Below are 22598 nucleotides of genomic sequence, written 5' to 3' on the forward strand. Positions count from 1 at the left end.
GGAAGAAGTGCTGGAGCCGAAAGTCGTCGAATCAGAGGTTCCGCATCTGGACGCTGCGTTTGCGGAACCGGCGGAAGCGGATGCGGTGGCAGAGTTTGTGCGGGACGAGGCGTTGGAGCCACAAGTTGCTGAACTGGATGTTCCGCAGCTGGACGCTGTGTTTGCCGAGCCGGCGGAAGCCGAAGCGGCTGCGGAGCCTTTGTTGGAGGACGTGCTGGGGCCGCAAACCACCGAAACGGCGGCCATGCCGGAGCCGGTAGCGGCCGAGCCGGAAATGTTCTTGGAGGATGTCGAGCCCGAGTCGCTGGCTCCGGCTATGGCCGAGGGCGAGATACCCGAACTCACGGTGTTTGAGTCCGAGTCCGAGATGGGTGGAATGGGGGCCGCGGAGTTGGCGGCGGGAGCCGGGGCGCTGGCAGCCGCAGGCTTGGCGCTTGCCGTCGGCGCGGAGTCGTCGGCGGGCGAGGCGGAACAGGGGCCGGTCTCCGAGGCGGCGACGGCGCGCGGCGTGGAGGTCTTGAAGGTGTCCGAGGTGGCTTCGGCCGCCGCGGCCGCCGCGATGATGGCGCCTCAGGCGGTGAATGCGCCGCCGGGCACGGTGGCGGTGATAGACGAACAGGCCTTGCTGCAGTCCATGTATGAAAAAATGCTGCCGCGGATGAAGGTGGAACTGTCGCTGTGGTTGCAGGACGCTTTGGAGCTGCAGGCCAAGCAGATGCTGTCGGGCGTAATGCATCAGCTCAAGGAAGATTACGAGATGCTGTTTGGCGAAGCCTTGAAGGAGAGCCTGCGCCAGACAATCAACTCTTTGGGCAAGATTGAAAAGGATGGGAAACGCGATGAGTGATCGATTGTCGCATATCGTCACCAGGACCGGCGACGACGGCAGCACGGGTCTGGGGGACGGCAGCCGGGTGGGTAAGGACAGCTTGCGCATCCGCGCGTTGGGCGAGGTGGACGAATTGAACTCGGTGCTGGGAGTGTTGCTGGCGGAAACGCTGCCGGACGAGGCCAGAGCCTGGCTGTCCGAGACCCAGCACGATTTGTTCGATCTGGGCTCGGAGCTGGCGGTGCCCGGCTACAGCGCTTTGGGCGCCGAGCACGTGCAGGCGCTGGAGGCTGTAGTGGCCTTCCTCAACGAGGATTTGCCGCCGCTGAAAGAGTTCATCCTGCCCGGAGGCTGCAGGGCGGCCGCACTGTCGCACCAAGCCCGATCGGTGTGTCGTCGCGCCGAGCGCGCAGTGGTGGCGTTGGCGCAGCAGGACACGGTGTCAGACGCGGCGCGCCGCTATCTGAACCGCCTGTCCGACCTGCTGTTTGTGCTGTCGCGTTATCTGAACCGGCAGGCAGGGGAACCGGACGTGTTGTGGCGGCCGGGGCGCAAAACTGGCGAAGTCTAAAAACCTGTTCACGATCTGCCGCGCGTTGCGGAGCGTTACACGCTGAGTACGCGTTCGGCAAAAAAAAGGCAATCCTTTGGGATTGCCGTTTTTTGTGAGGGTGGCGTCAGGCCACTTCCGAGACCCGCGGCCGGTAAGGGCTATTCTGCAGCAGGGACTGGGTGGTCTGGTACTGAGTGACCGCTAATTGGCCGCTGGCATTCTGTTGCTGGGAACGGGCCACCGCATTGTTGTTGGTCTGGTTGGTCTGCTGTTCCGCTTGATTGTTGGCGGCTTGCTGCTCATTGGCCGCCGGCACCGTGGTCGGACGCGGAGGCGTCGCCGGCGGCGCGCTGGCGGCGCGATTGGCGCTTGTCGTTTCCGCGGCGCGCTGTTGAGCCCGCGGGGTGTCATTGGCCGCGGCGGCCGGAGCGGCTGAGCTGGCCAGGGCGGCGGTTTGGGCCTGTTCCTGGCTAACCCGTTGCTGGTCGCCGTTGCGGATTTGCGCGGCATTGGCCTGCGCGGTGTTCAACTGACGTTGCAGTTGCTGCTCGACGCGGGCTGTGTCGGGGTTTTGCCGGACCGCGGTCTGGCTGACGTTTTGCTGTGAAACCGCAGGGGTGGCGGACCGCGGTTCTTCCAGCGTCTTTTGCTCAGGCCGCGTGTTCTGCAGCGATTGCAATTGCTGCAGAGAGTTGAGGCTGCCTATGCTGCCGGTGCTTGCCATATCGCTCTCTCCAAACCGTGGTTGCCGTTGCCCAGGACGGTATAGAGCCCAGTTGCCCTATATCGCTGATTCTAGAATCTTTTTCGGTGGATTGCCGAATTTTTTCTGGTCCAATGGTCAGGTTTGTGGCAGTAATACCAAATCCAACATGCGTTCGGCCAGCTGATCCACGCTCAGCGGGCCTTCGGAGCGGTACCACTGCACCGACCAATGCAGGCTGCCCAGCAAGGTGCGGCGCAGCAGCGCGGTGTCGGGTTTGACCAGTCCGGCGGCGGCGGCCTCGTCCAGCGCTTGTTGCCAAAGCGCTTCGTAGCGGTCACGCAGCACGATCAGGCCGGGCCTGGCGGCAGCGGACACGCTGCGCCATTCGTACAGCATCACTTCCAGCGCCGCCTGATTGTCCCCCAGCAGAGAATTGAGATGGACGCGGAACAGCGCGGCCAGCTTGGCTCGTGGCGATCCGGCTTCGTCCAGGGCGCGCTTTAATTGCTCGGTGGTGCTGGTGATGCCCAGGGCCATCACCGCGACCAGGATTTCTTCCTTGGTGCGGAAGTGGTAGAACAGGCTGCCGGATTGCATGCCGACCGCGTTGCCCAGGTCGCGCACTGTGGTGCGTTCGTAGCCCTGGTCGCGGAACAGTATCGCCGCGGCGCGGATCAGTTCCATGCGGCGGCTGTTTTCTTCGACGGGTGCGGTATTGTCTGTGCTCATTATTGTGTTTTTTCTTGGGAGTGGACGGGCAGCAGCGGAAGCGCGGCTTGCCAGACCCGATCCGGCTCCATTTTTTCCAGGCAATCGGTATGACCGTAAGGACAGGTCCGCTCGAAACAGGGGCTGCAGTCCAGGTTGAGGGAGACGATGGCGGCCCGCGTCGACAACGGCGGCGTGAAATCGGGGCTGGAGGAGCCGTACAGCGCCACCAGCGGTTTGTCCAGCGCCGCAGCCACATGCATCAGGCCGGAATCGTTGCAGACGGCGAGCCGGGTCAGGCCGATCAGGTCTATCGCTTCTTCCAGGCCGGTGGCGCCGCAAAGGTTGACGGCCAGGCCGCCGGAGAGGCGGCTGATGTCGTCGCCCACTTCGCGGTCCTTGCCGGAGCCGAACAACCATACCGCGTAGCCGGCGGCGTCGAAGCGGCGCGCCAGCTGGGCGAAGTGTCGGGCCGGCCAGCGTTTGGCCGGGCCGTACTCGGCGCCGGGGCAGAAGGCGACCGCAGGGCGGCTGGCGTCGAGCTTAAGTTTGTCCAGCGCCGCTTGCTGGCTGGCATTGGTCAGCGCCAGCCGAGGATGGCTGAGCGGCCGCGGCAGCGGCGCGCCTTTGTCTTCGGCCAGCGCGCAAAAGCGTTCCACCATCATCGGCAGCGCCTGTTCGTCCAGTTCGCGCGCGTCGTTGAGAATCCAGTAGCGCGATTCGCCTAGGAAGCCGGTGCGCAAGGGGATGCCGGCGAACAGAGGGATCAAGGCGGATTTCAGCGAGTTGGGCAGCACGATGGCTTGGTCGAAGCGTTCGGCCGCCAGCTGGCGGGCCACCTTCCAGCGTTCGCCCAGGCGCAGGGCGCCGTGGCCGAAGGGGTTGAGGTGGGCCTTGGCCACTTCCGGCATCCGCGCCAGCAGCGGCAGGGTCCAGGCCGGCGCGAATACGTGCAACTCTAGATTGGGGTGGCGTTGGTGCAGCCTTTGGTACAGCGGTTGCGCCATGACGCTGTCGCCGACCCAAGAGGGGCCGATGACGAGGATTTTCTTCTTCATTGCAGATGTTCCGATTGCAAACCGAAACCGGGTCGCGGCGGCCCGGCTTGGGTTTGCAGACGGAGGCGGCCGGGCAAGCAAAAAAGGTGCGGCTCGCGCCACACCTTAGCTGCGTTGCCGGCGCGGGGCCAGGCTCAGTGGTGGCCGCCTGCCGGACCGTTCAGTTTGTAGCGGGTGCCGCAATAGGGGCACAGCGCTTCGCCGGTCTTGTGCACGGGCAGGAACACGCGCGGGTGGGAGTTCCAGGACACCATGTCCGGCATCGGGCAATGCAGCGGCAGGTCGTGCTGGGTGACTTCGATCACGCGTTGAGTGTTTTCTTTCTGTTCAGCCATTCTGTATTCCTTGCGGAGCCGCCGCGCGGGCGGCTCGTCTTGCTTAGTTGACGTAGGTCAGCCAGTGCTGGTGTTCGGCATCCAGTCCTTTGACGATGTCGAAGTAGCGCTTCTGGATTTCGGCGGTGATGGTACCACGATTGCCGTCGCCGATCGCGCGTCTGTCGAGCTCGCGGATAGGGGTGACTTCGGCGGCGGTGCCGGTGAAGAAGGCTTCGTCCGCGCTGTAGACTTCATCGCGGGTGATGCGCTTTTCTATCAGTTCCAGTCCCATTTCCTTGGAGATCTGCACCACGGTGTCGCGGGTGATGCCTTCCAACGCGCTGGTCAGGTCAGGAGTGTACAGTTTGCCCTTGCGGATGATGAAAATGTTTTCGCCGGAACCTTCCGCCACGAAACCGTCCACATCCAGCAACAAGGCCTCGTCGTAGCCGTCGGCGGTGGCTTCGTTGTTGGCCAGGATGGAGTTCATGTAGTTGCCGTTGGCCTTGGCCTTGCACATGGTGATGTTGACGTGGTGGCGGGTGAAGGAGGAGGTCTTCACGCGGATGCCTTTTTCCAGGCCTTCGTCGCCCAGGTAGGCGCCCCAGGGCCAGGCGGCCACGATTACGCGGACATCGTTCTTCAGCGGCGCCACGCCCAGTTTTCCGGAACCGTAGAAGGCCATGGGGCGGAAATAGCAGGACTTGAGGCCGTTGGCTTTGACCACGTCCAGGTGAGCCTGGCTGATCTGTTCCGGCGTGAACGGCAGCGCCATGCCCAGGATCTTGGCGGAGCGGAACAGTCGCGCGGTGTGGTCTTCCAAACGGAAGATGGCCGGACCCCTGGGGGTTTCGTAAGCGCGCACGCCTTCGAACACGCCCATGCCGTAATGCAGGGTGTGGGTCAGAACGTGGGTGGTGGCGTCGCGCCAGTCCACCAGTTCGCCGTCATACCAGATTTTTCCGTCACGATCAGCCATCGACATCTTGGTGTTCTCCAATATTGTGTTTTCGCTTTGCGGATAGGGTCGGATCTTGTCCGACCGTATCCAATGAGTTTATCTCGCCCTTATGACGCTGTGAACCGTTTGTCAGGAAAAATTGAGCGCTTGCTCGAATACGAGCCGCCACAGCGATCGGCATAGGCTGTAGTCCTGCTGCAAAGCCGCGTCCGGCGTCACGGTCTGCTTTTCGTTGAGCCGGGCGGCGTGCTGGAGCCGGCGATAGTGACGATAGGCGTTGCGCGCCGCTTCGGCGTCGGCGGCGGGGATCAGTCCGGCCTCGGCTGCTGTGGCCAACAAGGCGATATTGCCGGCGTTGGCGGTCAGCGCCGGGAGCGCGTGGGCATGGGCCAGGATCAGGTATTGGACGATGAATTCGATGTCTATGATGCCGCCGCGCGCGTTTTTCGGGTCTTCGTCGCGGGCGGGGTGGCTGTCCAGCATGCGTTGGCGCATCGCCAGCACTTCGTCGCGCAGCACGCTAAGCTCGCGCCGGCGGGTAAGGATGGCGTGGCGTTCCTGTTCGAATTGGGCGCCGACGTCTGCGTCGCCTGCCACGTAGCGGGCGCGGGTCAGCGCCTGGTGTTCCCAGACCCATGCCTGCTGTTCCTGGTATTGGCGGAAGGCATTGACCGAGCTGACCAGCAGGCCGCTGGCGCCGTTGGGGCGCAGCCGCAGGTCGATGTCGTAGAGCACGCCGGCGGCGGTGGCGCTGGTCAGCCAGGTGGACATTTTGCGCGCCAGCCGCGAGTACAGTTCGGCGGCGTCCGGGTGCTCGTCGTCGTAGAGGAAGATCAGGTCCAGGTCCGAAGCGTAGCCCAGCTCTTTGCCGCCCAGCTTGCCGTAGCCGATGATGGCGAAACGCGGCGTGTCGCAGTGGCGGCTGGGGATGTCTAGCCAGGCGTGGCGCAGCGTGGCGGCCAGCACGATGTCGGCCAGCAGCGAAAGCTGGTCGGACAGCGCCTCCACCGTCCACATGCCGGCCAAATCCTGCGCCACCAGGCGGAAGGATTGCGCGTGCTGGAAGTGGCGCAGCGCGTCCATCTTGGCTTCCACGTCGCCGTCGGCCTGGCGCAGCTGTTGTTCCAACTGTTCCGCCAGTTGTGGCCAGTCCGGCGTGGCGTAGAGCACGCGCGCGTCCAGCAGTTCGTCCAGCAGGATGGGATGGCGGGTCAGGTAGCCGGAGACCCAGGCGCTGGACGAATAAAGCGAGGCGAGCCGTTGCAGGGTTTGCGGGTATTCGGTCAGCAGCGCCAGGTAGGATGCGCGGCGGCTGATCGCCTCCATCAAGGCGATGATGCGCGTCAGCGTGGCATCGGCGTTGTCGAAGCGGGAGGCGACCTCGATCAAGGCGGGCATCAGCTGGTCGAACTGCTTGCGGCCGTTTAACGGCATCTGCTGGTAGCGCTGTCCTTGGGCCAGGCTTTGCAACTGGCGCGCCACTTGTTCCGGTTCGGCGAAGCTCATCCGCCGCAGCCGCTCCACCGGCAACTCGTCTGCGATGTCGCGCCACAGATCGGCCAAGGGGTGGTCGGTAGCGCCCTCGGTGGGCAGGATGAACACTTGCTCGAAGTGGCGGGTGACTTTGCGGCGCTGCTGGTTAAGCCGGTTCATGAACTGGTCCCAGTCGGCGCAGCCCATGCTGGCGGCGATGCGGGCGCGGTTGTCGGCGCCGGCGGGCAGGGTTTGGGTTTGCTGGTCGTCCAGGTATTGCAGCCGATGTTCCAGATTGCGCAGGAAGGCGTAAGCCTGCAGGAGTTCGTCGACGGCGGCGGGCTCCAACAGCCGCAGCTCGCCCAGCCGGCGCAAGGTTTCGCGGGTGCCGCGCAGTTGTAGGCTGCGGTCGCGGCCGCCGCGTATCAGCTGGAATACTTGTGCGATGAATTCGACTTCGCGGATGCCGCCCGGTCCCAGTTTGATGTTTTCAGCCCTATCGCGGCGGGCCACTTCGCGGCGGATTTGCGCGTGCAGGTCGCGCATCGCGCCGTAGGCGCTGTAATCCAGGTATTTGCGGTAAACGAAGGGGCGCGCCGTGTCGGCCAGCGCCGCCGCGTCGCCGCTGAGCGGCCTGGCCTTGATCCAGGCGTAGCGTTCCCATTCCCGGCCCTGGCTCAGCAGGTAGTTTTCCAGGGCGGCGAAGCTCATCGCCAGCGGGCCGGAATCGCCGTAGGGCCGCAGCCGCATGTCGACGCGGAATACCTGGCCATCGGCGGTGACGTCGTTGAGCAGGGCGATCAGCCGCTTGCCCACCTGGGTGAAGTATTCGTGGTTGCTGATGGAGCGGCCGCCGCGGGAGGCGCCGTCGGTGTCGCCGCTTTCCGGGTAGATGAAGATCAGATCGATGTCGGAACTGACGTTGAGCTCGCCTCCGCCCAGTTTGCCCATGCCGATGACGATCAGTTGCTGAACCTCGCCGCTGTCCTCGCCTATCGGCTCCCCGTAGTGGGCGAGGCCGGCGCGCGCGGAGGCCAGGGCCCGTTGGACGGCGAAATCGGCCAGCGCGCTAATGGTGGATACCACCTCGTCCAGATCCGCCAGGCCGTTGAGGTCGCGGCAGATCAGCCGCGCCACCACCGCCTGCCGCAGCCGCCGCAGCGCCGGGGCCAGTCTTTCGGCATCGGTCAGCGCTTCCCAATCGGCGAAGGCGTTCATCTCCGCGGCGTCGAAGCGGTGGCTCAGCCGGCTTTCCAGCCTGGCCAGCTCGGCGGGCTGGGCGGTCAGCAAACGTTGCAGATAGTGAGAGAACTCGCGGCTGCGGGCAATGGCAGCGGCCGTGTTTGCTGGCATAATAGGCCCCTACGGCATGTCAATTCTTGATGGCCACATTGTAACGGTTTGCCGCATTTGGAAAAGCTATTCTCCGTTCTGTCCCATATCCATGTGGTCAAGGTCCTGAAACGGACCTGTGCGCTGTTGGGAATGGCCGTCGCCACCGCCTTGACGCTGCTGCTGGCGGCTTTTTGCGCGTTCACTTTTTGGTTATTGCCCAATCTGAACCAGTTTCGCCAGCCGCTGGAGCGTTATCTGAGTCAGTCGCTGGGACGGCCGGTGCAGGTGGCGGCCCTGTCCGGTGAGTGGCTGACCGTCGGTCCGCGCTTTGAACTGGGCGGTGTCACCATCGCCAATCCGCAGGACGGCAAGGCGCTGACCTTGCTCCAGGTATCGCTGGAACCGTCGTGGCGTTCACTGCTGGCGCTGGAGCCGCGCTTGTCCAGCGTGGTGGTCAAGGGGCCGGCGGTAGAACTGCTGCGTTCGCGGCAGGGCGTGATCTATCTCAACGGCTTCGACCTGAGTTCCGGCCCCGCGGGCAGCGGTCTTGGCAACTGGCTGCTGCGCCAGTCCAGCCTGGAGATCATCGATGCGCGGCTGAGCTGGCAGGATGAACTGCTGGGGCTGCCGAGGCTGGACCTGAGTCAGGGCCAGCTCAAACTGAGCGCGGGTCTGTTCGGCCACGGACTGAAGCTTTCCGGCCAGCCGGCGGCGTCACTGGGCAAGGGTTTCGATTTGACCGCTGCCTGGCGCGGCGACGACATCGCCGCCTGGCAGCAGTGGTCGGGCTCGATCAAAGTGGCGCTGGACGGCGCCCGGGCGGGTTCGTGGACGCGCTATTTGCAGCAGCTGGGCATGCTGCGCAGCGGAGAGGGCAGCGGCACGGTGGAAATGTCCTTCTCCGACGGCGCCATCGACGCCTTGAAAGCCAGCGTCAACGTCCACGACGCCGCCTACACGCCCCCGGATTCGCACGAACTGGTGTTGCCGCGTCTGCAAGGCGAGTTGCAACTGACGCGTCAGCTCAGCGGCAGCTATAAGGTCAAGGCCAGCCGGCTGAGCCTGGCCAGCGCCAGCGGGCTGGCTTTCGACAACTCCAATATCGACGGCGAGTGGCGCTACGGCGAGCAGGGCTTCGGACAACTGACGCTGGACAACGTCGACCTCAGCCATCTAACGCCCTTCATCCACGCGCTGGGCGCTGATCGCAACCCGCTGTTCGCGCGCTTTTCGCCCAGCGGCGCCTTGCGCGATCTGACCGTCAGCTGGAAAGGCGCGCTGGAAGCGCCCAGGGCCTTCAAACTCAAGTCCCGTTTTGAAAAGCTGGCCTGGCAGCCGTTTGACGAACTGCCCGGCGTGGCCGGGGTCAGCGGCGCGATCAGCTTTGATGAAAAGGGCGGCCGTTTGCAGTTGGATACCGGGAAGTCCCAGGTCAGCTATCCGTCGGTGTTCGTCTCGCCGCTGGCTTTCGACAAGCTGACCGCCGATGTGGGCTGGCAGCGGCAGGGGCAGGCGGTGGCTTTGGACTTCCGTCAGGTCGCCTTCTCCAACGCGGATCTATCCGGCAGCCTGCAAGGCAGCTATCGGCATCAGGGAGGCGGCGCAGGCATCGCGGATCTGCGCGCCAGCATCGCCGGGGTGCCGGCGGCCAGGGTGGCGGAGTACCTGCCGCATGAAGTGGGCGAGCACACTTTGCGCTGGCTGCGCCAGGCCTTGCAAGGCGGGCAGCTGCGTCAGGCTACGATGAAGCTGCGCGGCGATCTGGACCAGTTCCCTTTTGCGGGCGGCAAGGGCGGCGAGTTTCTGGTGGAGGCCGAGGTGGAACGGGCGCGCCTCAGTTACCAGCCCGGCTGGCCTCGCATCGACGACATCGACGCCCAACTGCTGTTCCGCAACGAGCGGATGGAAGTGAACGCGCGCCGCGCCACGACGGTGGGCGTGCCGCTGAGCGGCGTCAAGGCGGTGATAAACAATCTGGGCGCCGACGTGCCGATGCTGGCGGTGGAGGGCCGCGCGGCCGACCGCCTGCAGCGCATGCTGGCCTTCACCACGCAAAGCCCGGTAGACGGCTGGCTGGACGGTTTTACCGGCCAGATCGAAGCCGGCGGGAATGCCAGCCTGGACCTGAAGCTGGCGATACCGCTGGCGGGCGAGCAGGGCGTGGGGGTGCGCGGCGATCTTCATTTCGCCGACAACGCCCTGCAATTCAAATCCTTGCCGATTCCGCCGCTGAGCAAGGCCCGCGGCCGGTTGACCTTCACCGAGCGCGGCGTGGACAGCCCCGGCCTGCAGTTCAGCAGCTTCGGCGGCGCGTTCCAGTTGAAGGCCAGCACCGGAGCCGACAAGCGCATGCGTTTTGAACTGGCAGGCCAGGCTGATTCTCGCCAAGTATTGAAGCAATATCTGCCAGCCCTGGCGGAGCAAGCGGCGGGCAAGTCCGGCTATCGCGCGCAGTTCGTCGTCAAGCAAGGTCTTGAGAGCCTGACGGTGGCCTCGGACCTGCAGGGCACCGCCTTCGACTTGCCGCCGCCCTTGGCCAAGGCCGCGGCGACGGCTTTGCCGCTGCAACTACAGTTGCGGCCGCAGCAGATGCGCGGCGCGCAGACCCTGCGGCTGGATTTCAGCCTGGACGGCATGCTAGGCGGACGCTTGCGTTTGAACGAGCACGGCGACTTGCAGGCCGGCGCCTTGGGCGTGGGACGCGCGCCGGGCGAGCCGGCGGCGTCCGGGCTGACGGTGCGGGTGGCGCAGCCCAGGGTGGTGTTGGATGATTGGTTGAAACTGGCGGACGGCGCAGCGCAATCCAGCGGAGGCGGCGGGCCGGGAGCCTTGTCGGCTTTGCCTGCCTTGCAGCTGGAGTTGGAAACGCCGGAGTTGGTATTGCCGGGCCTGAGCCTGCACAAGGTCAATGCCCGGCTGGGCAACCGTGAATTGTCCAAGGCTTGGACCATACAGCTACGCTCTAACGAGATGAGCGGCGACGCCAGCTATCGGCCGGAAGGCAACGGTTTGTTGCAAGCCAATCTGAGCCGGCTGGCCTTGACGTTGCCGGCGGACAAGAAGGAGGGCGCGACCGAGGCCAAGTCCGGCGGCGAGACCTCAATGCTGAACCGCAGGCTGCCAGAGATGAAGGTACGCGTTGGCGAATTGGTGTTGCAGGGGCGCTCGGTGGGGCGGCTGGAACTGGAAGCGCGTCGCGACGGCAGCGTCTGGCAGATGGCGCCGTTGCGGCTGACGACCAACGACGGCACGCTGAAAGCCACGGTGCGTTCGGATGCGCGCGGCGCCGGCAATGTCGACGCCCGTTTTGAATTGAATGTCAGCGACGCCGGCAAGCTGCTGGCGCGGCTGGGCCAGGGCGAGATTTTCCGCAACGGCCAAGGCTCGCTCAGCGGCCGCTTGAATTGGCCCGGGGGCTTGGGCGATCTGGATTTGGCCAAGGTGTCCGGCGAATTGGCGCTAGACTTCAAGGATGGGCGCTTCGCCAAAGTGGACCCGGGTGTGGTCAAGCTGTTGGGCGCGCTCAGTTTGCAATCGCTGCCGCGTCGCATCCGTTTGGACTTCACCGATGTGTTCAGCGACGGTTTCGCCTTTGATAGCCTGAAAGGCGAGGCGCAGGCGCGGAACGGCCTGTTCACGTCTCCCAAGGTGGAAATGAAGGGGCCGGGCGCCGACGTGGCGATTTCCGGAGAGCTGGATCTGGGCAAGGAAACCCAGACGCTGAAAGTTCATGTGATGCCGCGCTTGGCGGAAAGCGTGGCGTTGGCGGCGGGCGCGGCCTTGCTCAATCCGGTGGTGGGCATCGCCACGCTGGCGGCGCAGAAAGTGCTGCGCGATCCGGTGGGACGCATCTTGTCGGTGGATTACGAAGTGAGCGGTTCGCTGCGGGATCCTAAAGTGGTGCGCACGGCGATCGGTCCGATACATCAGAACAAAGGGGGAAAACCATGAAGCAAAAATTCCTGGCGGCGGCGGTGCAGATGGTGTCCGGCTCCGACGTGACGGCCAATTTGCAGCGCGCCGCGGATTGGGTCGCGGAAGCCGCCGCCAAAGGCGCGCGGCTGGTGGTCTTGCCCGAGTACTTTTGCCTGATGGGAAAACAGGAAACCGACAAGGTGGCTGTGTGCGAGGCCTACGGCGACGGCCCCATCCAGCGGGCGCTGGCGCGGATGGCGAGCGAGAACGGCGTGTGGCTGGCGGCCGGCACCGTGCCCTTGCGCAGCCCGGAGCCGCAGAGGGTGCTGAACACCACCTTGCTGTTCGACCCGAATGGCGAGGTACGGGCCCGCTACGACAAGATCCACCTGTTCGGCTTTTCCGGCCTGGGAGAGACGTATTGCGAATCCAATACCATCCGGCCGGGCGAGCAGCCGGTGAAGGCGGACCTCGGCTTTGCCGAGATGGCCTTCGGTATCTGCTACGATCTGCGTTTCCCCGAGCTGTTCCGCCAGCTGTCGCCCTATGATCTGATGATTCTGCCGGCGGCCTTCACCGCCACCACCGGCGAGGCGCATTGGGAGCCGCTGCTGCGCGCGCGCGCGATCGAGAACCAGAGCTATGTGCTGGCCTCCGCGCAGGGCGGAGAACACGACAACGGCCGCAAGACCCACGGCCATTCGATGATTATCGATCCGTGGGGGCGCGTGCTGGCGGAAATAGACAAGGGCGAGGGCGTGATCCTCGCCGAAATAGACCCGACATTGATCCAGTCGGTGCGCACCCGCCTGCCGGCGCTGGCGCACCGCGTACTCGCGTGAAAGAACCCGACATTATGCAAGATGCTTTCTCCGCGGCAGACAGCCTGCTGCTCAAGCCTTACGGCCTGGACGAGGCGGCTTTGGAGGCCACGCTGGCGCGCATGCGCCACCACGCCATCGATTACGCCGACCTCTATTTTCAATACACCCGCAGCGAGGCCTGGAGCCTGGAAGAGGGTATCGTCAAGTCCGGCAGTTTCAGCATTGATCAAGGCGTGGGCGTGCGCGCCGTGGCTGGCGACAAGACCGCCTTCGCGTATTCCGACGCCATCAGCCTGGAAGCGCTGAGCCGTTCCGCCGACGCGGTGCGCGCCATCGGCCAGGCGGGCGGCGACGGTTCCGCCGGACGGCAAACGCTGCGAGCGCCTAAACCGCTGTATCCGGCGCTGGACCCTTGTCACAGTCTGGAGGCGGCGGCCAAGGTGGCCTTGCTGGAAAAGGTGGAACGGATGGCCCGGGCGCTGGACCCGCGGGTGATCCAGGTGATGGCCGGCATGGCCAGCGAATACGATGTGGTTTACGTGGCGCGCCACGACGGCGTGCGCGCGGCTGATGTGAGGCCGCTGGTGCGGGTGTCGGTGATGGTGATCGCCGAGCAAAACGGCCGCCGCGAGCAGGGCTCCAGCGGCGGCGGCGGTCGCTTCGACCTGGCCTACTTCGACGACGAGGTGTTGGAGCGCTACGCGCGCCAGGCGGTGCATCAGGCCTTGACCAACCTGGACTCGCGTCCGGCGCCGGCGGGGCAGATGACCGTGGTGTTGGGCCCGGGCTGGCCCGGCGTGCTGTTGCACGAGGCGATAGGCCATGGTCTGGAAGGCGACTTCAACCGCAAGGGCACTTCCGCCTTCTCCGGCAAGATCGGCCAGCGTGTGGCGGCGCCGGGCGTCACGGTGGTCGATGACGGGGTCATGGAGGAGCGCCGCGGCTCGCTGGCGATAGACGACGAGGGCAATCCCACCCAGCGCACCGTGCTGATAGAGGACGGCGTGCTTAAGGGCTATATGCAGGACGCGATGAATTCGCGGCTGATGCAGGTGGGCGCCACCGGCAATGGCCGCCGCGAGTCCTACGCCCATATTCCGATGCCGCGGATGACCAACACCTATATGTTGGCCGGCCAGCACGATCCGCAGGAAATCATCGCCTCGGTCAAGGATGGCCTGTACGCGGTCAACTTTGGCGGCGGTCAGGTGGACATCACCAGCGGCAAGTTCGTGTTCTCGGCGTCGGAAGCCTGGCGCATCGAAAACGGCAAGCTTAGCTACCCGGTCAAGGGCGCTACCCTGATAGGCAACGGTCCCGACGTGCTCAACTACGTCAGCATGATAGGCAGCGATCTGCAGCTGGATCAGGGCGTGGGCGTTTGCGGCAAGGAAGGGCAGAGCGTGCCGGTGGGCGTGGGCCAGCCCACGCTGCGCATAGACGGCGGGCTGACCGTGGGCGGCACCGGCGGCTAAGAACCTGCGTAAACAGCTTCTTTGAGAAAGGCGAAGCGCTGGAGCTTCGCCTTTTTTTACGCCTATTTTCAAATTGAACAAGCAGATCATACAAATATAGAGCCAATTATCAAATCCCATGGCCGGCGACACAATGTGCTGGTCCGGTGTCGCTGTGTTGGCGACGCCGCAATCGGGAGACGATGATGAAAGCTTTGACCTTGGCGCTGGGCTTCGGCCTGGCCTTGTCCGCGGCCTTCGCCGGCGCGGCGGAAAACCTGCCGCAGCCCGCGAGAGTGTGGGCTGACCGCCCGGCCGGCAGCGCGGCGGCGATGAAACTGGCCGCGCTGCGCTACGCTGCGTTCTGGAACAGCGGCGATCCGCGCTACGCCGAGCTGGCGTTGGACCCCGACTTTGTCGACCGCACCTTGCCCGCTGGCCGCCAGCAGGGCGTGGCCGGCCCCTTGCAGGCTTCGCGCCAGTTCCGCGCCGCGGTGCCGGATTTGAAGGTGGACGTTACCGATATGGTGCTGGCCGGCGACCGCGTCGCGTTGCGCCTGCATTTCCAGGGCCATTTCAGCGGCCGCTTCGGCGACGTGCAAGGCCAGGGCCAGCCGGTGGAATTCCAGGCTTTCGACCTCTACCGGGTCAAGAACGGCCGCATCGCCGAGAACTGGCACCTGGAAGACAATCTGACCCTGATGCAGCAATTGGGCGTGGTGAAGCCATGAACGCGGCGGCCTTTTCTTTCCACGGCCAGACCGTGGCGGTGCTGGGCGGCGGCTCCGGCATCGGCCGGGCGGTGGCGGACGCGGCCGTTGCGGCCGGCGCTCGGGTCTATGTGCTGGGGCGTACCGTCCAATCCGAGGAGGACCGCGAGGGGATTCAGGCGGACATGACCGACAGTCTGACATTGGCCCGGGCCTTCGCAGACATCGGCCGCATCGATCACTTGGTGCTGACCGCCGGCGCGCGGGTTGGCGCGCCGGCGCTGGCCGAGCTGAGCGAGGTAGCGTTGCGGCAGACTTTCGACGTCAAGCTGTTCGGCAGCCTGCTGGCGGTGCGCGAAGCCTTGCCTTATCTGACGGAGCGGGCGTCGGTGACCTTCACCTCCGGCTTGTTGGCGCGCAAGTATTCCAGCGGCGGCTTGCTGAAGAGCACGGTCAACGCCGCGCTGGAGGCGGCGGCCAAGAATCTGGCCAAGGAACTGGCGCCGCGCCGCGTCAACGTGGTCAGCCCCGGCGTGGTGGACACCGAGTTGTGGGGCGAAGCCGGCTCGGCCGCGCGCCAGGCGACGCTGGCGCGCATCGGGCAGGGCCTGCCCGTCGGCCGCGTCGGCCAGCCGCCGGAACTGGCGCAAGCCTATCTGTTGGCGATGACCAATGGTTTCATCTCCGGCTCGGTGCTGGACGTGGAGGGCGGGGCCTTGTTGTAGGCCGCGCCGAAGAGAACAAGAGGACTTGAGATGTCCGATACCCTACCCATCAATCGTCGCCAGTTCCTGGCCGGCGCGGCCGCGGGCGGCACCGCGCTGATGCTGGCGCACGGCGCGGCGCTGGCGGCGACTGGAGCAAGCAAGATGACGGCAAACACAGCAAGCGGCGGCGCCTTCTGGCCGAACGGCGCGCGCCTGGCGATTTCGATTTCCATGCAGTTCGAGGCCGGCGCGCAGCCGGAGCGCGGCGCCAGCGGGCCGTTTCCACCGCTGGACCCCAAGTACGCGGACTTGCCGATGCAAAGCTGGTACGACTACGGCGTCAAGGAGGGCATTCCGCGGTTGTTGGACCTGTGGGATCGCACCGGCGTGAAGGTGACTTCGCACATGGTGGGGCAGGCGGTGGATCGCAGCCCGCAGCTGGCGCGCGAGATCGTGGCGCGAGGCCATGAAGCGGCGGCGCACGGCCAGACCTGGGAACCGCAGTACTCGATGACGCCGGAGCAGGAAGAGGCGGCCTATCGCGCCAATATCGCCAGCATAGAGCGCGCCACCGGCGCGCGTCCGGTGGGCTTCAACGCCTTCTGGCTGCGCGGCACGCCCAATACCCTGGGCATTCTGCAGCAACTGGGCTTTCTCTATCACATCGACAACGTCAGCCGAGACGAGCCGTTCACGGTGCCGGTCAAGGGCAAGCCCTTCGTGGTGGTGCCTTATACCTTGCGCAACAACGACATCGTGCGTTTTGATTCGCCGGCTTTGAGCAACGAGGCTTACCTGTCCGATTTGAAGGCTGAGTTTGACGTGCTGTATGCAGAGGCCGGTTCGCGGCGGCGGATGATGTCGATCAGCACCCACGACCGCATTTCCGGCTCGCCGGCGCGGGTCAAGGCCTTGGAGCAATTCATCCGCTACGCGCAGAGCCATGCCGGCGTCGCCTTCATGCGCAAGGACGAGATCGCGCGCTTCGCGCTGCAGGCGGACAAGGTGCCGGCGGACTGAGCCGCCGAACCATGAGACGCACCCTAAAACCGCGGAACGGCCATTGGCCGCGCCGCGGTTTTTTTACAATTGGGAGCCGGCCTCCGGCAGCAGGGCGGTAGCCGGCAGCGCCGACAGCCGCTCGCGCAGGAAGTCGATCAGCCGGCGGATGCGCAGCGGTTGGCCGCGCTGGACGGGGTAAAGCAGGTGCAGCGGCGCGCTGTCGGTGAAGTACTCGTCCAGCACCGTGAGCAGGCGGCCTTGGCGCAGATCGTCGGCGATGTCCAGCAGCGATTTGTAGGCGAAGCCCTGGCCTTGCAGCGCCCAGCGGCGGATCACCTCGCCGTCGTTGCTCTGCTGCGCGCGTTCCAGCCGCAGCGCGCGGCGCTGTCCGTGCTCGCGGTAAGGCCATTCATGCATCGGCCCGTCGCCGGTGACCAGGGTCAGCGTCGGCAGTTCGGCCAGCTGCCGCGGATGGCGGGGCGTGCCGGTGCGCGCGAGCAGCGCCGGCGCGGCGCAGACCACGCGGCGGCTGGCGGCCAGTTCGCGCGCGATCAGGCTGCTGTCCGCCGGCTGGCCGTAGCGGATGGCGATGTCGATGTCTTCGCCGATCAAATCGGCCGGGGTGTCGTCCAGTTGCAAGGCGAAATGCACCGCCGGATGCAGGCGGCGGAATTCGTCCAGGCAGTCCAGCAAGGCGTGTCGGCCCAGATCCGACGGCGCTGACAGCCGGATCAGGCCGCTGAGTTCGCTTTGTTCCCGCTGCAGCCTGTCCTGGCCTTGCTGCAGGGTGTCCAGCGCGCGCTGGCAGTGGTCGCGGAAGATTTCTCCTGCCTCGGTCAGCCGCAGTTGGCGAGTGGTGCGTTGGAACAAGCGGCTGCCCAGCGCCGCTTCCAGCCGCTGGATGCAGGCGCTGGCGGCGGCGGGGGATAGGCCCTGCTTGCGGCCGGCGGCGGAGAAACTGCCCAGTTGGGCGGCGTCAAGGAAGAGGCGTAGGTCGTTGAGTCTATCAAGCATGTGAATGGCCCAGGCGCGGGAGCGCCCGGGCAGCGAGGGGTCTAGATGGTTTCAGTATTGGCCAGCAGCCATTCGCGCGCCGCGCCGTCCACCAGCGGCAGCAAGCGCGCGCGCACCTCGGCATGGTACTGGTTCAGCCAGTCCACCTCGGCGCGGGACAGCAGGTTGAAGTCCAGGCAGCGGGTGTCGATAGGGCATAGGGTCAGGGTTTCGAAGCGCAGGAAGTCGCCGAATTCATTTTGCGACGAGGCCACGTTCAGCACCAGGTTCTCTATGCGCACGCCCCAGCGGCCGGGCCGGTAGACGCCGGGTTCGATCGAGGTGACCATGCCTTCCTGCATCGCCATATTGGCGTCCGGCACCGCGCGGGAAATGCTCTGCGGGCCTTCGTGAACATTGAGGAAGTAGCCGACGCCGTGGCCGGTGCCGTGGCCGAAGTCGATGTCGTGCTGCCACAGCGGCGCGCGCGCCAGAGCGTCCAGCATCGGCGACAGGGTGCCGCGCGGGAAATGCGCCATGGACAGGCCTATGGTGCCTTTTAGAACCAGGGTGAAGTCGCGCTTTTGCTCGGCGGACGGCGTGCCGACCGCCAGCACCCGGGTGATGTCGGTGGTGCCGCCCAGGTATTGACCGCCTGAGTCGATCAGCAGCAGGCCGTCGCCCTTGATTTCGCTGTGGGCGGCCTCGGTGGCGTGGTAGTGCGGCAGTGCGCCGTTGGCGTTGAAGCCTGCGATGGTGCCGAAACTGGGCGACACGAAGCCGGGGCGACGCGCGCGCGCGGCGGTGATTTCCGCGTCTATGGTCAGCTCGGTGACGCGGCTGCGGTTAACTTCGCTTTCGAACCAGGCGAAGAACTCGCACAGCGCCGCGCCGTCCTGCTCCATCGCACCGCGGATGTGAGCGGCTTCTTCCGGCGTTTTGCAGGATTTGAACAAGGTGCTGGGATTGATCGCCTCGATCACGCGGGCTGCCGGATTAACCGCCTGGCGCAAGCCCAGGGTGACGCGGCGCGGGTCCAGCAGCAGGCTGGCGCCGGCCGGCAGCGCGCCGAGCGCCGGCTTGGCCTGGGCGTAGGGCTGGACTTCGACGCCGTCGGCCGCCAGTTGGGCGCGCAGTTCGGCGGAAACCTTGCCTTCGCCGACGAAGAGGATGGCCTGTTGCCGGCCCAGCAGCGCATGGCTGATGAACACCGGGTTGTAGTTGACGTCGCTGCCGCGCAGATTGAAGCTCCAGGCGATGTCGTCCAGCGTGGACAGGAAGTGCCAATCGGCGCCGGCTTCCGCCATGGCGGCGCGCAAGCGCGCCAGCTTGTCCGCGCGGCTTTGCGGCGCGAACGCCGCCTCATGTTGATACACCGGCGCATCCGGCAGCGGGGGGCGCTGCGGGTTGATGACGTCTATCAGATCCAGGTCGGTGCGCAAGCGAGCGCCAGCCTGTTCCAGCGCGGCTTGCAGCGCTTTGGCAGCGGCCAGGCCCAGCGAATCGCCGTCCACCGACAGCGTCTGGCCGGCGCTCAGCGTCTTGGAGATCCAGCCAAGGTGGTCGGCGCTGGCTGCGCTGACGATCTTGACCAGCTGAATGCCGCTGCCGGCCAGTTCGGCTTCGGCTTGCACCCAGTACCGGCTGTCGGCCCAGACGCCTGCGAAGTTGTGGGTGACGATCAGCGTGCCCATGGAGCCGGTGAAGCCGGACAGCCATTGGCGGGCTTGCCAGCGCGCCGGCAGATACTCCGACAGGTGGGGATCGGACGAGGGCACCAGACAGGCGTCGACTCCGGCGTTCTTCATGGCGGCGCGCAGGGCGGCGATGCGTTGCGGAATGGTGTCCAGTTGAGGGGTTGCGAGGGTGTTCATGCCGGCTCCGGGGGATGTATGCCATGCATTCTGTGGCTAATGAAACCGAGGCGCAAGAGTATGAGCATAGCTGATGATTGCCATGTCATTTTAGGCGGGGGCGGGCGTGGGGCGCCCGCCTTCGCTCAAGTCTCGCTGTTGTCGAATTGAACCGTGGGCACGGCTTTGCGCAGGCCGCGCGTCAGGCACAGCAAATACGCCATGCCCGCGGCGAGCCAGCCCAGGCCGATTTGCAAGGTGAGCGCGGACAGGCTGGTCCACAGCCAGAGCGTCAAGGCAAATCCAATCGCCGCGGGCGAGCCATAACGCATCCAGGCGCTAAACGGATGCGGCTTGCCATCCAGCAGATAGGTTTTGATCACCGCCAGGTTGACCACCGAGAACGCCACCAGAGCCCCGAAACTGATCAGGGAGGCCAGGGTGGCCAAATCGATCACCAGCGCCAGCGTGGAACAGAGGGATACCACGAGTATCGACCAGATCGGGGTGTTGAAGCGTTGTGACAGGCCGGCAAAGATCCGGTGCGGCAAGACACGATCCCTGCCCATGCTGTACAAAATGCGCGAGACCGAGGCTTGGGAGGCCAGTGCCGATCCAAAGGCGCCGGCCACATAGCTGGCGGTGAAAAAACTGACGAAATAGGGGCCGGCGATGCGCCGCATCACCTCATTGGCGGCTGAGTCCACATGCTGGAATCTGCTGCCGGGGAAAGCCAGCTGGCTGATGGCCGCCAGCAGGATGAACAGCAGTCCCGCTCCTATTGTCGTGACGATGATGGCCCGCGGGATGTCGCGGCGCGGTTCCCGCGCCTCTTCCGCCAAAGTGGACACCGCGTCGAAGCCTAGAAAGGACAAACACAGAATGGCCGCGCCGGCCAGCACCGGCGCCATCCCGATGGCGCTGCCGTCCCCCTGCCAGGGCGCCAGCAGATCCACGCTGGTCTGAGTCATGATCTGCCGGGCCGCCAGCCCGACAAACACCAGAACAAAGACTAGCTGCGCGGCTATCAGCGCATTGCCGAAACGCGACACTGATTGAATGCCCAGCACATTCAACACCGTGACCAGCGCGATCATCGTCACGATAAAGCCCCAGGCCGGCACTTGAGGAAAGCTTTGATGCAGGTAGATGCCGATCACCAGATAATTGATCATGGGTAAAAACAGGTAATCGAGCAATAAAGACCAGCCGGCCAGAAAGCCCGTCATCGGACCAAAGCTTTTACGGGCATAAGAATAGGCCGAGCCTGCAACCGGGTAGCGGTCGACCATGCGGCTATAAGACAGCGCGGTGAAAAAAATGGACAGCAAGGTGAGCAGATAAGCCAAGGCGGTGCGGCCGCCGGTGACTTGAGTGACCACGCCATAGGTGGTGAATACGGTCAAGGGCACCATATAGACCAGGCCAAACAAAGTCAGCGCCGGCAGCGATAACACTCGGCGTAGCGATCCGGCGTAGGGAAGGGGCTGCGCGGGCTCCGTTACGGGGAACGGGGGATATCCTGCCATCATGATTCTCCTTTAGCGCCGCACACAAAACCGCGCAGCGTACCTGAGCCAAGGCGCGCCGACGCCGGCAGTACCAGGCGTACGACAAGTCGGCGCAACTCAGGATCAGGGGTTTTGTCAGCGGGTCTTATTGCCGGCAACTTCTTTGAGCCTGCAGGGAGTCTGCTGCGCGTCGTTAACAGGCTCTTGGGGCCGGCTATTGTTGTCTATGCAAGCCGCTTGATCTCCATGCGGGTTACCGTAGCAAGGCTTTCTCCGCGGCTTTGATGGCTTGCTCGAAGGTATTCGCGATGAGCTCGGCCTGCTCCATGCTCAGCGTCAAGGGCGGAGAAATGATGAAAGTGTCCGCCAGATTGCGTATCAACACCCCGTGTCGACGGCAGTAATCGGAGATATACGCGCCGAAGCCCAGGTCCAGATCAAAAGGCTGTTTGCCGACGGGGTCGGCCACCAGTTCCACGCCTATCATCAGGCCCAGGCCGCGGACATCGCCCATATGGGGATGCTTGCCCTTTATGCTTTTCAGGCGCTCCAATAAATGACCGCCTACCTTGGCCGCGTTTTCCGTCAGGTTTTCCCTTTCGATGATCTCCAGATTGGCCAGCGCCGCCGCGCAGGCCAGCGGATGGCCGGCATAAGTGTTGCCGTGATAGAAGGCCGCTGGGCTGAACTGGCGGGCGTCGCTGGAGTGAAATGCCGACTCCACTCTTTGATTCATCAGGGTGGCCCCCAGCGGGATGTAGCCGCTGTTGATTCCCTTGGCGAATACCATGATGTCCGGCTTCACCCCCCAATGCCGGCTGCCGAACAGGTTTCCAATGCGGCCGAAACCGGTGACCACTTCGTCCGCGATCAGGAGCACGCGATAGCGGTCGCACACCTCGCGCACCAAGGGCCAATAATTGGGGGGCGGGACAATGACGCCGCCGGCGCCTTGCACCGGCTCGGCAATGAAGGCCGCCACGGTGCCGGGGCCCTGATGGAGGATTTCCCGCTCCAGCAATTGCGCGCATAAGCGGCCTAGGGTTTCTGAATCGTCGGTGTAGGGGTTGCGGTATAGATGGGGGGTGTCCACTTGGCTGAAGCCCGCCAGCAAGGGTTCGTAAGCCTGGCGATAAGCGGTGCTGCCGTTCGCCGACAAGGCTCCCAGGGTGACGCCGTGGTAAGCCTGCTTCAGCGAGATGATTTTATGGCGCTCAGGCTCGCCGCATTGCCGCCAGTACTGGCGGGCCAGTTTAAACGCCGCTTCATTGGCTTCCGAGCCGCCGGAAGAGAAAAAGGCGGCGCTCATGCCTTCGGGCTCGGTCATCCGGCATAAACGCTCAGCCAGCGCCATGGCCGGCTGCGTGGTGGTGCCGCCAAAAATCGAATAAAAACCCAGCTGGTTTAATTGTTGGGTGATGGCCTCCTTGATTTCTGGATGGTCGTGCCCGACGTTGACATTCCACAAGCCGCCTTGCCCATCTAGATAGCGTTTCCCGGCTTGATCGAAGACATGGCAACCCGAAGCGCGATCGATCCGCAGCGGCGGATGCGCGGCAATATGGCTGGCATTGGCGAAGGGATACAAAAGATGGCCGGTAGGATGGCGATTTGCCGTGCTGGTCATGATGTTTTCTCCTCGGTTTTACGTTGCGGCGCCGGCTTGTTCCGATGGTCGGCGTTCTGTTG

The 22598-nt window shown here is 64.8% G+C and carries 17 protein-coding genes and 1 pseudogene; 8 read left to right on the forward strand and 10 right to left on the reverse strand.

Features of this window, described 5'->3' with window-relative positions; genetic code table 11:
* Positions 1 to 847: pseudogene (locus BR71_RS19960) on the forward strand (hypothetical protein); the annotation flags it as partial.
* Positions 840 to 1400: a cob(I)yrinic acid a,c-diamide adenosyltransferase gene (locus tag BR71_RS19965; protein ID WP_043641532.1), complete on the forward strand. Its 561-nt coding sequence runs from the start codon at positions 840 to 842 to the stop codon at positions 1398 to 1400. The pseudogene BR71_RS19960 and the gene BR71_RS19965, both read left to right, overlap by 8 nt.
* 106 nt (positions 1401 to 1506) lie before the next feature.
* Here BR71_RS19965 and BR71_RS24400 read toward each other — a convergent pair whose 3' ends face one another.
* The 6 genes from BR71_RS24400 to glnE all read right to left on the reverse strand — a co-directional run bounded on the left by BR71_RS24400 (position 1507) and on the right by glnE (position 7958).
* The gene (locus BR71_RS24400) at positions 1507 to 2106 is read right to left on the reverse strand and encodes a hypothetical protein (RefSeq protein ID WP_043641533.1); all 600 of its coding nucleotides are present in this window, start codon (positions 2104 to 2106) and stop codon (positions 1507 to 1509) included.
* A gap of 117 nt (positions 2107 to 2223) precedes the next feature.
* Entirely contained in the window at positions 2224 to 2817 is a 594-nt protein-coding gene (locus BR71_RS19975; protein ID WP_043641534.1) for a TetR/AcrR family transcriptional regulator, read from the reverse strand.
* Positions 2817 to 3854, reverse strand: a complete 1038-nt coding sequence (waaF, locus tag BR71_RS19980) for a lipopolysaccharide heptosyltransferase II (RefSeq protein ID WP_043641535.1) — start codon at positions 3852 to 3854, stop codon at positions 2817 to 2819. Before waaF ends, BR71_RS19975 begins: the two co-directional genes overlap by 1 nt.
* A 134-nt stretch (positions 3855 to 3988) precedes the next feature.
* A complete protein-coding gene (locus BR71_RS19985) occupies positions 3989 to 4189 on the reverse strand; it encodes a zinc-finger domain-containing protein (RefSeq protein ID WP_019104039.1) in 201 nt (66 codons plus the stop codon).
* A 43-nt stretch (positions 4190 to 4232) separates the two neighbouring features.
* Entirely contained in the window at positions 4233 to 5156 is a 924-nt protein-coding gene (locus BR71_RS19990) for a branched-chain amino acid transaminase (protein WP_043641537.1), read from the reverse strand.
* 105 nt (positions 5157 to 5261) lie between these two features.
* Entirely contained in the window at positions 5262 to 7958 is a 2697-nt protein-coding gene (gene glnE, locus BR71_RS19995) for a bifunctional [glutamate--ammonia ligase]-adenylyl-L-tyrosine phosphorylase/[glutamate--ammonia-ligase] adenylyltransferase (RefSeq protein ID WP_043641538.1), read from the reverse strand.
* A 57-nt stretch (positions 7959 to 8015) separates the two neighbouring features.
* Here glnE and BR71_RS20000 point away from each other — a divergent pair, with 57 nt between their 5' ends.
* The 6 genes from BR71_RS20000 (at position 8016) to BR71_RS20025 (ending at position 16570) form a co-directional block, all read left to right on the forward strand.
* Positions 8016 to 11891 (forward strand): YhdP family protein, encoded by a 3876-nt coding sequence (locus BR71_RS20000; protein WP_156039070.1) that lies wholly within the window; start codon positions 8016 to 8018, stop codon positions 11889 to 11891.
* The gene (locus BR71_RS20005; RefSeq protein ID WP_043641540.1) at positions 11888 to 12697 is read left to right on the forward strand and encodes a carbon-nitrogen hydrolase family protein; all 810 of its coding nucleotides are present in this window, start codon (positions 11888 to 11890) and stop codon (positions 12695 to 12697) included. The genes BR71_RS20000 and BR71_RS20005 overlap by 4 nt, the downstream gene beginning before the upstream one ends.
* Positions 12698 to 12711: 14 nt before the next feature.
* Positions 12712 to 14154, forward strand: a complete 1443-nt coding sequence (tldD, locus tag BR71_RS20010; protein WP_043641541.1) for a metalloprotease TldD — start codon at positions 12712 to 12714, stop codon at positions 14152 to 14154.
* A 185-nt stretch (positions 14155 to 14339) separates the two neighbouring features.
* Entirely contained in the window at positions 14340 to 14864 is a 525-nt protein-coding gene (locus BR71_RS20015) for an ester cyclase (protein ID WP_043592127.1), read from the forward strand.
* Positions 14861 to 15568, forward strand: a complete 708-nt coding sequence (locus BR71_RS20020; RefSeq protein WP_043641543.1) for an SDR family oxidoreductase — start codon at positions 14861 to 14863, stop codon at positions 15566 to 15568. The genes BR71_RS20015 and BR71_RS20020 overlap by 4 nt, the downstream gene beginning before the upstream one ends.
* 30 nt (positions 15569 to 15598) lie before the next feature.
* Complete coding sequence (locus BR71_RS20025) at positions 15599 to 16570, forward strand: polysaccharide deacetylase family protein (RefSeq protein WP_043641544.1); 972 nt, start codon at positions 15599 to 15601, stop codon at positions 16568 to 16570.
* Positions 16571 to 16633: 63 nt separating this feature from the next.
* Here BR71_RS20025 and BR71_RS20030 read toward each other — a convergent pair whose 3' ends face one another.
* From BR71_RS20030 to BR71_RS20045, 4 genes are all read right to left on the reverse strand, one after another.
* Positions 16634 to 17566 (reverse strand): LysR family transcriptional regulator, encoded by a 933-nt coding sequence (locus tag BR71_RS20030; RefSeq protein WP_043641545.1) that lies wholly within the window; start codon positions 17564 to 17566, stop codon positions 16634 to 16636.
* A gap of 41 nt (positions 17567 to 17607) precedes the next feature.
* Positions 17608 to 19395 (reverse strand): aminopeptidase P family protein, encoded by a 1788-nt coding sequence (locus tag BR71_RS20035; protein WP_208854922.1) that lies wholly within the window; start codon positions 19393 to 19395, stop codon positions 17608 to 17610.
* 149 nt (positions 19396 to 19544) lie between these two features.
* Positions 19545 to 20927: an APC family permease gene (locus BR71_RS20040; protein WP_208854918.1), complete on the reverse strand. Its 1383-nt coding sequence runs from the start codon at positions 20925 to 20927 to the stop codon at positions 19545 to 19547.
* Between the two features lie 235 nt (positions 20928 to 21162).
* Entirely contained in the window at positions 21163 to 22536 is a 1374-nt protein-coding gene (locus tag BR71_RS20045; protein WP_043641548.1) for an aminotransferase class III-fold pyridoxal phosphate-dependent enzyme, read from the reverse strand.
* Positions 22537 to 22598 lie beyond the last annotated feature (62 nt).

Source organism: Chromobacterium haemolyticum DSM 19808, assembly GCF_000711885.1.
Taxonomy (GTDB): domain Bacteria; phylum Pseudomonadota; class Gammaproteobacteria; order Burkholderiales; family Chromobacteriaceae; genus Chromobacterium; species Chromobacterium haemolyticum.